The organism is Pseudoalteromonas mucoides (assembly GCF_049257175.1).
In the GTDB taxonomy this organism is placed as follows: domain Bacteria; phylum Pseudomonadota; class Gammaproteobacteria; order Enterobacterales; family Alteromonadaceae; genus Pseudoalteromonas.
The window spans coordinates 74455-87116 of sequence record NZ_JBMMUC010000020.1 but is presented as its reverse complement, the minus strand read 5'-3'; the positions used below and the strand labels follow the sequence as shown (position 1 = coordinate 87116).

Below are 12662 nucleotides of genomic sequence, written 5' to 3'. Positions count from 1 at the left end.
CTCACAGATACGCTATTAAGATTGATTAAAAGCAGCCATCAATTGTGCTAACTGCTCGCTTGAATATGGCTTAGCTGGACTTTTACCCCACACAGGTGCAGGCCACGCAGCATCGGTTTTATAACGGGCAATATGATGAATATGCAACTGTGGCACCATATTACCCAGCGCTGCAACATTAAGCTTATCAGGGGAGAAAACATCTTGCAGCAAACGGCATAACTTAGCCGACTCTTGCATTAAAATAAGTTGATCAGCGTCACTTAAATCAATACTTTCTTTTAAACCCGCTTGGCGCGGCACTAAAATAAACCACGGGTATTGGCTGTCATTCATTAGCAGCACTTTACAAAGCGGCCAATCAGTAATTTCTATACAATCTCTTGTCAGCTCTGGGGCTAATACAAATTCAGCAGTCATGTTAATTCCTTCGTTGTCCATAATGCGTTGAGATACTTTAAAGCATTTAGTTGCAGTTGCCCACGCTTGGCTTTACCATCATGACAGTTTTTATTCGAGCGAAGGTAAATACGTGTTAAAAAAAATTAAACACCTCTCATGGGCCCTGCCCCTTGTGGCTTCTGCCGCAACAGTGCAAGCTAAACCACTCTCATTAGAACGGATATTTGACGATCCTAGCTTAGCAGGTAAAGCACCTGTGCAACTTAAATTTTCACCTGATGGCAGCCGTGTTACTTACCTGCAAGGTAAAACCGACGATTATAACCGTTACGATTTATGGGAATACAATTTAAAAGATAACAAAAATCGTATTTTAGTGGATTCTGCACAGTTATTTTCTGGCCCAGAAAACCTCTCTGACGAAGAAAAAGCACGCCGTGAGCGCCAACGTATTTTTGGTAAAGGTATTTTAGAATACAAATGGTCAAAAGACGGTAAAGCCCTGCTTTTCCCACTCAATGGTGACCTTTATTATTACGATTTAGCATCAGCAAAAAGCCGTAAACTGACAAACACCGACGCATTTGAAACAGATGCCCGCTTTTCACCAAAAGGTAATTTTGTCTCATTTATTCGTGACCAAAACTTATATGCGCTTAACCTTGAATCGGGTAAAGAAATTCAACTTAGCAAAGATGGCGGTGGCGTAATTAAAAACGGCATGGCTGAATTTGTCGCGCAAGAAGAAATGGGCCGTATGACTGGCTACTGGTGGGCAGGTGATGAGTCTAAAATTGCCTTCACCCGAATTGACGAAAGCCCTGTAAAAGAAGCTATTCGTAACGAAATTTACGCTGACGAAGTAAAACTGTTTAACCAACGCTACCCGTTTACTGGCACTAACAACGTTAAAATTCAACTCGGTGTGGTAAAAATCAATAACCAGCAAACTGATTGGGTTGATTTAGGTAAAGATGAAGATATTTACATCGCCCGCGCTAAATGGTTAGAAGATAATAAAACCTTATCTTACCAGTGGCAAAACCGTTCACAGCATAAATTAGAGCTGCGCTTTTATAACAGCCAAAATAAAGAGCAAAAAGTCGCACTCACTGAAACGAGTGACACTTGGCTTAATCTACATTTTGATTTGCAGTTTTTAAAAGACAAAAAACATTTTGTCTGGGCGTCTGAGCGCGATGGCTTCAAACACCTTTATTTATATCGTACCAACGGTAAACTTATCCGCCAAATAACCTCTGGCGATTGGGTTGTAGATAGCCTAAAAGGTATTGATGAGAAAAAAGGCATTGTATACTTTGCAGGGCGTAAAGATACGCCACTTGAAAGTCATTTATACAGCACGCCACTATTTAAAAAAGGCGATATCAAACGTATCACTGAGCAAGGCGCTTATCATAAAGTCGTTATGGCCAAAGACAGCAAAACGTTTATTGATAATAGCTCGTCGGTCAATAAACCTAATTCAGCTGCCCTACGTAAAGTAAATGGCGAATTTATTACTTGGCTTGAACAAAATAAGTTAGATAAAAACCACCCACTGACTCCTTACCTTGATGATTTAGCCAAACCTGAATACGGCACATTGACAGCAGAAGACGGCCAAGTCATGCACTACCGTTTGTTCAAGCCTGCAACCGTGAATAATGGTAAAAAACACCCAGTACTTGTTAACGTATACGGTGGCCCGCACGCACAACGTGTTACCAACAGCTGGCGTAGTAAAAACTTATACTTTCAATACATGGCCCAACAAGGTTACGTGGTATTTCAACTCGATAACCGCGGTTCTTACAACCGAGGTAAAAAGTTTGAAGACGCAATCTACAAACATTTAGGTGTGGTAGAAGTAGCAGATCAAATCAAGGGTGTAGAATTTTTACGTACCCTTGATTATGTTGATCCACAACGTATAGGTATATATGGCCACAGTTATGGTGGATACATGGCATTAATGACTATGTTTAAAGCCGGCGACTACTTTCAAGCAGGTGTATCTGGTGCGCCAGTTACTGACTGGGCACTTTATGACACCCATTACACAGAGCGTTATTTATCGCACCCAGACACTAACGCAAAAGGTTACACCGACAGTGCTGTGTTCCCTTATGCTGATGGTTTAAAAAGCCCATTAATGATTTATCATGGTATGGCTGATGACAACGTATTATTTACTCACGCGACTAAGTTATTTAAGCAGCTGCAAGATAATGAAAAACAGTTCGAAATGATGACTTACCCAGGCTCAAAGCACAGCTTACGTGGTAAACAAGTACAGACTCATTTACATCAAACCATAACTAACTTCTTTAATCGTCATTTTGAAGTTAAATAAGTTGCTGTATTAGAATAATTTTTAGGCTAAAGGCTGATTGCAAAATCAGCCTTTTTTTTGGGCCATTTAAAATGTTTATCACGTCATTAATTTTCATTATTTATGTTTAGCAAGTTCCTAGATTTATTGTCTTTTTTTACTACGCTTAATAGATATTCAGAACGTCAGCACACATAGAGGAATACTTAATGCCGTACCTTCGTCGCTTTACCATCTTTCAGCGCTTAGCCCTATTGGTTTGTGTTGTCGTGATAGGCTTACTTTTTTTAAGCATCACAACATTAACTCAGCAATATAGTTCACTAAAAGAGGAGCAACATACAAAAACTAAAAACCTGGTTGAATCAGCCCATAGCATTATTACCCACTTTTACGAATTACAGCAAAATGGCGAATTAACCCTGCAGCAAGCTAAACAACAAGCACTTAGCACGATTGGTGCACTGCGTTACGACAACAATAACTATTTTTGGATAAACGATTACCAACCTGCAATGGTCATGCATCCTTTTAAACCTGAACTTAATGGTAAATCGTTAAGTAATAATAAAGACCCTGACGGTACTTTATTATTTGTCGATATGGTTAACATCGTCAAAAAACAAGGTGAAGGCATGATCCCTTACAAATGGCCAAAGCCAGGAAAAGATGAACCTGTTGATAAAATCGCTTATGTAAAAGGATTTTCACAATGGCAGTGGATTATAGGTTCAGGTGTTTATATAGATACCATAGATGAAGCATTTGCTCATCTACGTAATTTAGTTATTCTAAATGCAGCCGTAATTATTGCCATATTAATTGGCCTAAGCTATTTAATAGCACGCAGTATTTTACTACCAACCCAACTTGCAGCCGACATGATGAAAGATATATCACAAGGTGAAGGAGACTTAACGCAAACTTTAGATGAAGATGGAAACGATGAAGTATCTCGGCTTTCTCGCTACTTTAATTTATACACAAAAAAAATGCGTGAATCACTTAAGCACGTTGCGCAAAACGCCCATGACGTAAACCAATATGCCCATAATGTAGATGATGCTAGCAAAACCAATCATTCATTTATTGAATTGCAAAATGATAGCTCAACTCAAGTTGCAACTGCCATGGAGCAAATGACCCATCAAATTCATGATGTAAGCCGTAACGCAGAAGCTGCTGAGCATGCTGCGGTAGATGCAGCAAGTAACGCATCTGAGGGTAAACATGTAGTGGCCCAAACAATCACCGCAATTGAAACCTTGTCTCACAATATTGAAACCGTAAGTCAGGTCACTGCCGATCTAGCCCAAGAAAGTAACAATATAGGCTCAGTACTTGACGTGATCAGAGGCATTGCCGAGCAAACGAACTTACTTGCTTTGAATGCTGCAATTGAGGCAGCTAGAGCCGGTGAACAAGGCCGCGGGTTTGCTGTTGTTGCAGATGAAGTTCGCACCCTTGCTAGTCGCACAGGTAAAAGTACCGATGAAATTCAAACCATGATTGCAAAGCTACAAAAAGGCGCGCAAGCAGCGGTTGATGCAGTTACTGCAAGTCAACAGCTTTCGAGTAGCACAGTAGAGCAAGCTGGTGCAGCAAATAGCTCACTCACTGAAATAGAGCGTTTAGTGACTATTATCACGGATATGAACGGCCAAATAGCAAGAGCCACTGAGCAACAGTCGAGCGCCGCAGATGAAGTGAATTTACGCATTAATGAACTGTCGCAATCAACTGAACAATCACTATCAAATACTGCGCAACTGTCTGATGCGAGCGACAACTTAAAACAAAGTAGCCAAGAATTAACCGATGTAGTAAACCGTTTCAAATTAGATTAACCACATCTTAAACAAGAAAAAGCCCCGCCAATTAAATTGGCGGGGCTTTTTATTTACCATTAATATTACAAACAGTAGCGCGCAAATAAACTACTTAAGCCCGCTGCTGTTGGCTTACCATGTTGCCAATCGCCGCCTTCAACGCCACTACCAGCAATATCCATATGCACATATGGTAATGGCTGTTCTGAATCTAAACCATGCTTATCTAAACCACCTACAACAGCTAAGAATGCCATTGGGAACTGGTGCCCACGTGCTGTAACCGCAGAGGCTGCATTATTACTTGAAAGCACATCATCAGCTAAGGTGCGTGGTTTAATAAAGTCGTAATCTTCACGGCGACTACGCGATACTTCAGCACCATCAGCCCATACATCGCCAATGTCAGCTAGTTTTCGAGAGACATTAGCTGCACGAGCAGGACCATTTTCAACATATGCACTGTAAGGTCCCATTGCTCGAGCCGCATGACCTGTTAAGGTGGCTACGGTGAAAAGCTCAGGATTAATCTCGTTTTTGGCGCGATCTTTCATTTCGCTTAGTAAATCACCCATCGCTAGACGGCCTTCCGCATCCGTATTACCAATTCGAACACGAACGCCTTCACGGCTAGTAATTATTTCATCTGGCACAAAGCAATCAGAACCAATTGAGTTACGAACAACGGCTAAATAAGCGACCACTTTTACACCTGTCGGTTGGAAATCAGCCACTGACTTCATAAAGCCTGCTACAGATGCAGCACCGCCTTTATCACGGCTCATACCCGCCATAAAGCCGCCTACTTTTAAATCAGCGCCGCCGGTATCATAAACGAGACCTTTACCTACAAACATCAAAGTGCGCTTTACATCGCCTTGCGGGACATACTCTAATTTGACTACGCGTGGGTGGTGACGCTCAACCGCATATGATGCGCGCGCAACAGTACTCATCATTGGGTAATCTTTATCGATTGCCTTAATATCTGAAATCACTTCAACGGATACGTTAGAGTCTTTAAATAAGTCTACGCAGTAATCTGCAAAACGTGGTGGTGCCATGCGCTCAGGCTCAGTACCACATAAGTCACGCGCTGCATACTGCCCTGCAGCAATAGCATTAACAGCTTTGATAGTGTTCTCATCGGCACCAAATAAAGCAATTTGTGTGATAGGTTCAATGCCCTCACCATGAAACTCGCGAGCTTCAAGTGGCTGCCATAATGCTTGGCAAGCTCCTAAATACGCCACTTCTAAAGCGTATTGGTAACGGCTATCTTGGCTTGCTTGCGGCAAAAAGATCGCTGGTTTTTTACTTCCCGAGGCTTTGGCTTCGTTAATTGCTAATTTAGCCGCATCAAAATAACGACGTACGTCATCATAATCACGGTTTAACGGACCTGTAGGCGCTAAAATTACACGTTTAGAGTCGACAACAAGCAGTGTAACTTGCTTACCGATACGTGCATCAACAGCCATTTGAGCGTTAATTGCCTTGCTCAAATTAGGATCGTCTAGCTGTGAAAAGTCATCTGCAATAATAATAAGCGCATCATGTTTTGCGTTATCTAATTGCGGGGCTGCAACTGCATGCGGATATGCCATAAAAAAAGGTCCTGTTGTCAAAAAAGCTCAGGACCTTATTATCATTTATTTGACTACCTATTGCCAGCTCAGTGCGATGAGATAAAACACCACTGGCAACTTGGCATTACAGTGTAATGCCACATTACTATTCGCTTTTTGGCGGGTTATTCTCGCGTCGGTGCTTCGCTATCACAGACCATGCTTCAAGCATCACCAGTACACTAATCACAAGCACTACAACATCTAGTGTAACTAGTAACCAATTACCTTGTTGGTAATATTCACCTAACTTAATAACACCAGCAAAAAATGCCATAACTAATACAAAGCTCATCGGGATTAAAGTGTATTTCGCTGGCCGATTAGCCTTTATCAACATCACTGAAATAACCAGTAAAGTTAAACTAGCGAGAATCTGATTAGTTGAGCCAAACAATGGCCAAATAATCATTCCTCCACTACCACTGGCACCACCAGCCCCAAAGGCTAATAGCAGGCAACTTAGCACTGCAATCAGGGTGGCAACAATGCCATTTTTAATGACTTTAATATTATAAATATCACCCCATTCTTGGATAATATAGCGCTGCAAGCGCACACCTGAGTCCATCGTAGTGCCAGCAAATAACACCACCATCACCGCAAGCAATGTAGAGGCTATTTCATTTGAAATCCCCCAGCCACTTTCTATTAAGTTTGCGCCACCATTTACAAACGCCCCAACACTACCAGCTCCTAGATGGCTATATATTTCATGCCATTCTTCTGGAGACATAGCCAGTGCAACGCCACTAACGGCAACTAACGTGATAAGTGCAAGCATGCCTTCACCTACAGCCCCTAAGTAGCCAACAAATCGACCGTCGGTTTCTTTGTTAAGTTGTTTAGAACTGGTACCCGATGACACAATGCCATGAAACCCAGATACTGCACCGCAGGCAATGGTCACAAATAGCAGCGGAATAATACTAGGAGTATCAATAGCAGTTTGGGTATTGAATGCCGGCGCTGTGATGTCAGGCATAGAAACAAACACTGCGCCATATAACAGCACTAATCCCACCAGCAATTGCATGCCATTAATAAAATCGCGGGGTTGCAATAGCATCCAAACAGGTAACAACGACGCTATCGCTGCATATACAAATAAAATAATGATCCAATTAGCATTTGCACTCAAACCAAATAGTTCATCAGGTAGGCTAATTGGCATACTGCTACCTAAATAAATGGTGTAGTATAAAATCCCAACGCCAATAAAACACAGCGGAATAAGCGACACTTTTTTACGTAATAGCTGCCCAATAACTAAAGCCACCACAATTGCTGCCCATGCGGGGAAAACTGCATTCGGGCTACTGATAAATGATTTCGCGATCACCACACCAAATACTGCATTTACCATTAATAGCACTAAAAAAACGACGATCATAAACAAAGCTCGGGTACGCTTGCCTATCACAGTTTCAGACAATGCCCCCATGGATTTACCTTTGTTACGCGCACTGGCCCACAATGCTCCCATATCATGTACACCAGCAAAAAAGATGGTACCAAATACAACCCATAACACTGCGGGCACCCAGCCCCAATAAACGGCAATTGCCGGGCCAACGATTGGCGCAGCACCTGCGACAGAAGTAAAGTGATGCCCCCAAAGCACTACTTTATTGGTCGGAACAAAATCAACTCCATCTTCAAGCTCATGGGCTGGGGTGACAAAACTGTCATCCATTTTGAAAATCTTTTCGGCGATAAATTTAGAATAAACAAACCAGCCAAAAAGCATTCCAACCATACCCAGTAGTACAATTACAACTGATTGCATAGCGTTCTCTCTTATAGTTAATTGTGTGGTTTTATGTTGTCTACAAGCAGTTATTGCTTTAAATATCACACTATATAATTAGTCTAATATACTTAACTGAAGATGCTGTTGCGGCTCGTTTTTAACGCCAATACCAATGCCCAAAAGCCTAACGGGTTGTTGGTTACCACGCTGATAGGCTTTGCTCAACAGTTCTGCAAAAATTGCTGTGTCAATTTGATGATAGGACTGATCTGCGGATGTCACCACAAAATTAGCAAATTTAACTTTGACGCTGAGCTTGTTTATTCGCTGTTCTAATTGTTGTTTTTGTAATCGGCGGGTCAACTCTTCAAGTAGTAATGGCAATTGATCTAAGCATTCTTGTAAGCTGGTTTTATTGTACTCATAAGTATGCTCAACACTGAGTGATTTACGCACTCGCTCTGTTGATACTTGGCCAATATGCAGCCCCGCACACTTTTGATAGAGCGACACACCAAAATTACCAACATGTTGCTGCATCCAATTAACCCCTTTAGCACAGACATCTGCGCCTGTATAAAGCCCTTTAAGGTTGAGTTTCTCAAGGGTTACTTTACCTACACCGGGTATTTTCCCTAACGGCAATTGCGCCAAAAAGTCATCAACCTGCTCTGGTAACACCACACATTGGCCATTGGGCTTGTTCTCATCACTAGCAATTTTGGCAATAAATTTGATCGGTGCAATGCCTGCTGAAGCAGTTAGTCCTGTGACATTATAAATATCAGCTCTGATCTGCTCAGCCATTAAGGTAGCACTGCCTTTACAAATCGTACTATCGGTTACATCAAGGTAGGCTTCATCTAACGAAAGGGGTTCTATTAAATCGGTATAACGTTTAAAAATAGCGCGAATTTGTGTTGAGATTTCTTTATAGACCTGCATACGTCCAGGCACGATAACTAAATCAGGGCACAGTTTTTTTGCATGGTAATTGGACATTGCAGAACGTACGCCATATTGCCTAGCAATATAGTTAGCAGTCGATAACACGCCTCTTCGGCTGTTGCCACCAATCGCTAACGGCACACTCACAAGCGAGGGGTTATCACGCATTTCTACTGCCGCATAAAAGCAATCCATGTCGATATGAATAAACTTTTTCATTCCCAAAACCAAACAACTGTATATATGAACAGCTATTATTAATTATGTTTGAGTGATTAGCAAGTTAGGAAGTTTGTGATTGAGAACTATCTGATTTTTTACGGCTAAATAATTTGTGGCCAAATAACCAAAATGCACCTTCAAATACAAAACCAAGGATAACTAAAGCGATTGCTCCCGAGGCATTTCCCATTGCATAGCAAGTAAATGCTAAACATATCACTACAAGCAAGGCTAACCATTTGATGACTTTTGCTGCAACCGGATTCATAATTTGCTCCTTATAATCATTAAAGTATCAGACTAAAGTTGTCACTTACGTAAACTGGAACCTAAAAATATAGCATGTTTCTATGATTACTCTAATTTTCTTGAGCTAACAGCGCCTTATTGCTAACCTGAGTATTCTTTAGATTAACCGAGCTTTGATATGCAATCGTTTATAGAACAACACCCTATCCACACAAAAATAAATGTCGCTTGGGGTGAAATGGATGCCCTTCAACACGTTAATAACGTGGTGTATTTTCGTTACTTTGAAACGGCTCGCATCGACTTTTTTAATCAAATAAATTTACTCGAAGATTTACAAACAACAGGTATCGGTCCGGTGATCAGTGAAAACAACGCACGTTACAAGCGCCCTGTCACCTTTCCTGACACTGTATTGGTTGGTGTGACCATTAGCGATATTCAAGCTGACCGCTTCATGATGCATTACAACGTGTTTAGCCAACAACAAAATGCGCTTACAACAATTGGCTCATCTCAAGTGGTGATGTTTAATTTCAAAACGGGTAAAAAAGCCAACCTAAGCGAGCCTCTTTTAGCAGCCCTTAAAACCTATTCACAAGATTAAAAGGAATAACCATGTTATACAGCCAGTTAGGCAAAAGTGGAATCGATGTTTCCCGCATCTGCTTAGGAAGCATGACTTGGGGTTTGCAAAACACTCAAGCTGATGCTGATGAGCAAATAGCCTATGCCTTAGCAAACGGTGTTAACTTTATTGATACTGCTGAAATGTACGCAGTACCGCCTACAGCAGATACCTACGGCAAAACAGAAGCTATTATTGGTGATTGGCTATCACGCAATAAACAGAAGCGTGATGATATAGTACTGGCTACTAAAATTGCGGGTAACGGATTACCTTGGGTAAGAAATGGTGAAGATATAACTCGCCAAGCTGTGATTGATGCAGTCGAGAGCTCACTAAAACGCTTGCAAACTGATGTTATAGATTTATACCAATTACATTGGCCCAATCGTACTACGCCGCATTTTGGCAAGCACTTCCCTGGTAATGTGCGCTTTAGTGAAGCCGATACACAGCAACATACTGCAAGTATGCTCGATATATTAGAAGGCTTAAATGATTGTGTAAAAGCCGGAAAAATCAAACACTGTGGTTTATCAGATGATACCCCTTGGGGCATTAGTCAATTTTTACGTTTAAGTGAAGAGCACAATTTACCACGCATGGTGTCGATTCAGAATGAGTTTAGCCTTATTCATGGTAAAGACTGGCCATACCTTATAGAGCAATGTATTCATGAAGACATTGCCTATCTGCCTTGGTCACCTCTTGCTGGGGGTATGTTAAGTGGTAAATACCAAAATGGAGCTCGCCCTGAAGGCAGCCGCTGGACATTAACACAACGCAATGGCTTATTTCGTAATACACCCGCATCAATGCAAGCTATTAGCCAATATATGGAAGTAGCCAACCAATTGAGGATCACGCCAGCGCAACTTGCTTTAGCCTGGTGTAATCAAGTGGATGGTGTTTCATCTACCATTATTGGTGCCACTAATATGACACAATTAAAAGAAAACATTGACGCGTTTAATATACAGTTGAGTGAACAGGCTATCAGTGATATCGCACAAGTTTACCAACAATTTCCCGTACCTTTTTAAGCCCTTTTTTAATAAATGCCCTCACTGAAGGGCATTTATTACTTTAAAAAAATATAAAAAGCCATCTATACTTTAATAATAAGAGCTGAGGAGACTTCCTGCAAAAAATGATTAAACGGCAATATACCCTAAAACTAATATTCGGAACTTTTATCACCCTACAATCAAGCACCAGCTTATCGAAAGATATTGATGAAATTACATGGCTATATAGTGACACGGCTCCTTTTCACTTATCTAAGCACGAGCAATCTCCGGATGGAGGACTATGCGATTATTTAACAAAGCAATTGATAAAAGAGTTACCACAAATAAAACACTCTCGTATGCAATTACCCAACCAACGCATCACAAAATACCTCACTGAGGGCCGCGCGGCTTGTCACCCTTGTATGATCCATAGAGATAAAAGCACACTCAGAGCCATGTACTCTGTTCCGACAACTGTTTACCCGCCATTTAGTATTATCACGACAAAAAATAACGCAAAGACAATAAGCCAACAACATGGATCACCAGTGCGGTTAATCAATTTGCTTACAGACAATAGCTTTGTTTTTGGTCAAACGGCTGCTCGCCAGTTTACAAATGAAATAAATGTCATTGCAAAAAACACTGGAGCTAAGGAAAAAGGCTCTTTAAGTTGGGGCAGTGATAATGAAAGTTATGCGGTAATTTCAAGGTTAAATCACGGTTATATTGACTACTCGATTGATTACCCTTTTGTGGCCGATTACTATAACCGTTTTACTCAGCAAGATAATATGAAAGTGTTATCTATTGATAATCAGGAAGAAAAAATAGTGCTAGGAGCTATTGGTTGCTCTGCAACAGCCCCTAATAACTTTGCTGAAAAAGCGCTCAAACTTATAAATGAAAGGCTTAAAAACAGTATATTACCTTCAGAAAAATACCAAGCCACTCAGCGCCAATGGCTAGAAGGCACATTCGAAGATTTTGACATTCATTACCAGCAACAAATATTACAACCTATTTTGCGACCCAACTCTGCTCAACTAGAAGGTGATCAGCCAAATGGATCTGAGCACTAAATGTATCACCAGGGCTTATTTTACCCACCCCTGCCGGCGTGCCTGTCATAATGATATCGCCATCATTTAGGGTCATAAATTCATTTATTTGATCTAAAATAACATCAGGTTTATAAAGCATTAGCTCTACATTACCTTGTTGTTGTAGTCTGCCATTGATGCGCAGTGAAACCTCTAATTTTGCAATATCAGCTTGCTCTATCGCCACAAACTCGCTAAATAAAGCTGAACCATCAAATGCTTTAGCGCGCTCCCACGGTAAGCCTTTACTTTTTAATTGCGTTTGTAGCTCTCGCTTTGTTAAATCTAAACCCACACCAACTTCAGCTAAATTACCCGCCTTCACTTTAAAACAAATCTCAGTTTCAAAATGCAAAGCTTCGTCGCCGTGCACGCTTAAAAGTTCATTATTTATAGCACTGCTTGGCTTAAGAAATATAACCATTTGCTCTGCTACTTGGTTACCAAGTTCTTTGATATGTGCCACGTAATTGCGGCCTATGCATACGATTTTAGTAGGTAGTGTGCTTGAGTTATTCTGGTAATTATTTAACATTTAGACTTAATCAGAAA

At 41.0% G+C, this 12662-nt stretch carries 11 protein-coding genes; 5 read left to right on the top strand and 6 right to left on the bottom strand.

Annotated features, from left to right (window positions below):
• Positions 1–15: 15 nt before the first annotated feature.
• Entirely contained in the window at positions 16–420 is a 405-nt protein-coding gene (locus tag AAEU30_RS19010) for an HIT domain-containing protein (protein WP_421961895.1), read from the bottom strand.
• A gap of 112 nt (positions 421–532) precedes the next feature.
• Here AAEU30_RS19010 and AAEU30_RS19005 point away from each other — a divergent pair, with 112 nt between their 5' ends.
• The gene (locus AAEU30_RS19005; protein WP_421961894.1) at positions 533–2758 is read left to right on the top strand and encodes a S9 family peptidase; all 2226 of its coding nucleotides are present in this window, start codon (positions 533–535) and stop codon (positions 2756–2758) included.
• A gap of 188 nt (positions 2759–2946) precedes the next feature.
• Positions 2947–4584, top strand: coding sequence for a methyl-accepting chemotaxis protein (locus AAEU30_RS19000; RefSeq protein ID WP_421961893.1), 1638 nt, complete (start codon positions 2947–2949; stop codon positions 4582–4584).
• A 65-nt stretch (positions 4585–4649) separates the two neighbouring features.
• On the opposite strand, the gene AAEU30_RS18995 is transcribed toward AAEU30_RS19000, so the two are convergent.
• From AAEU30_RS18995 to AAEU30_RS18980, 4 genes are all read right to left on the bottom strand, one after another.
• Positions 4650–6173 (bottom strand): M17 family metallopeptidase, encoded by a 1524-nt coding sequence (locus AAEU30_RS18995; protein WP_421961892.1) that lies wholly within the window; start codon positions 6171–6173, stop codon positions 4650–4652.
• A 127-nt stretch (positions 6174–6300) separates the two neighbouring features.
• Positions 6301–7983: a carbon starvation CstA family protein gene (locus tag AAEU30_RS18990; RefSeq protein ID WP_421961891.1), complete on the bottom strand. Its 1683-nt coding sequence runs from the start codon at positions 7981–7983 to the stop codon at positions 6301–6303.
• A 78-nt stretch (positions 7984–8061) separates the two neighbouring features.
• Positions 8062–9114, bottom strand: coding sequence for a DNA polymerase IV (gene dinB, locus AAEU30_RS18985; protein WP_421961890.1), 1053 nt, complete (start codon positions 9112–9114; stop codon positions 8062–8064).
• 64 nt (positions 9115–9178) lie between these two features.
• Entirely contained in the window at positions 9179–9385 is a 207-nt protein-coding gene (locus tag AAEU30_RS18980) for a hypothetical protein (RefSeq protein ID WP_087532424.1), read from the bottom strand.
• 159 nt (positions 9386–9544) lie between these two features.
• Between AAEU30_RS18980 and AAEU30_RS18975 the strand changes: the two genes are divergently transcribed.
• The 3 genes from AAEU30_RS18975 (at position 9545) to AAEU30_RS18965 (ending at position 12089) form a co-directional block, all read left to right on the top strand.
• Positions 9545–9973 (top strand): acyl-CoA thioesterase, encoded by a 429-nt coding sequence (locus tag AAEU30_RS18975; protein ID WP_087532425.1) that lies wholly within the window; start codon positions 9545–9547, stop codon positions 9971–9973.
• Between the two features lie 11 nt (positions 9974–9984).
• Positions 9985–11037 (top strand): aldo/keto reductase, encoded by a 1053-nt coding sequence (locus AAEU30_RS18970; protein WP_421961889.1) that lies wholly within the window; start codon positions 9985–9987, stop codon positions 11035–11037.
• Between the two features lie 107 nt (positions 11038–11144).
• The gene (locus AAEU30_RS18965) at positions 11145–12089 is read left to right on the top strand and encodes an ABC transporter substrate-binding protein (RefSeq protein ID WP_421961888.1); all 945 of its coding nucleotides are present in this window, start codon (positions 11145–11147) and stop codon (positions 12087–12089) included.
• On the opposite strand, the gene AAEU30_RS18960 is transcribed toward AAEU30_RS18965, so the two are convergent.
• A complete protein-coding gene (locus AAEU30_RS18960) occupies positions 12028–12645 on the bottom strand; it encodes a fumarylacetoacetate hydrolase family protein (protein ID WP_421961887.1) in 618 nt (205 codons plus the stop codon). The two genes, AAEU30_RS18965 and AAEU30_RS18960, sit on opposite strands and share 62 nt — an antisense overlap.
• Between the last annotated feature and the right edge of the window lie 17 nt (positions 12646–12662).

Coding starts and splice junctions, on each gene's coding strand:
- AAEU30_RS19010 (WP_421961895.1), bottom strand. CDS start 420: ATGACTGCTGAATTTGTATTAGCCCCAGAGCTGACAAGAGATTGTATA.
- AAEU30_RS19000 (WP_421961893.1), top strand. CDS start 2,947: ATGCCGTACCTTCGTCGCTTTACCATCTTTCAGCGCTTAGCCCTATTG.
- AAEU30_RS18995 (WP_421961892.1), bottom strand. CDS start 6,173: ATGGCATATCCGCATGCAGTTGCAGCCCCGCAATTAGATAACGCAAAA.
- AAEU30_RS18990 (WP_421961891.1), bottom strand. CDS start 7,983: ATGCAATCAGTTGTAATTGTACTACTGGGTATGGTTGGAATGCTTTTT.
- dinB (WP_421961890.1), bottom strand. CDS start 9,114: ATGAAAAAGTTTATTCATATCGACATGGATTGCTTTTATGCGGCAGTA.
- AAEU30_RS18980 (WP_087532424.1), bottom strand. CDS start 9,385: ATGAATCCGGTTGCAGCAAAAGTCATCAAATGGTTAGCCTTGCTTGTA.
- AAEU30_RS18975 (WP_087532425.1), top strand. CDS start 9,545: ATGCAATCGTTTATAGAACAACACCCTATCCACACAAAAATAAATGTC.
- AAEU30_RS18970 (WP_421961889.1), top strand. CDS start 9,985: ATGTTATACAGCCAGTTAGGCAAAAGTGGAATCGATGTTTCCCGCATC.
- AAEU30_RS18965 (WP_421961888.1), top strand. CDS start 11,145: ATGATTAAACGGCAATATACCCTAAAACTAATATTCGGAACTTTTATC.
- AAEU30_RS18960 (WP_421961887.1), bottom strand. CDS start 12,645: ATGTTAAATAATTACCAGAATAACTCAAGCACACTACCTACTAAAATC.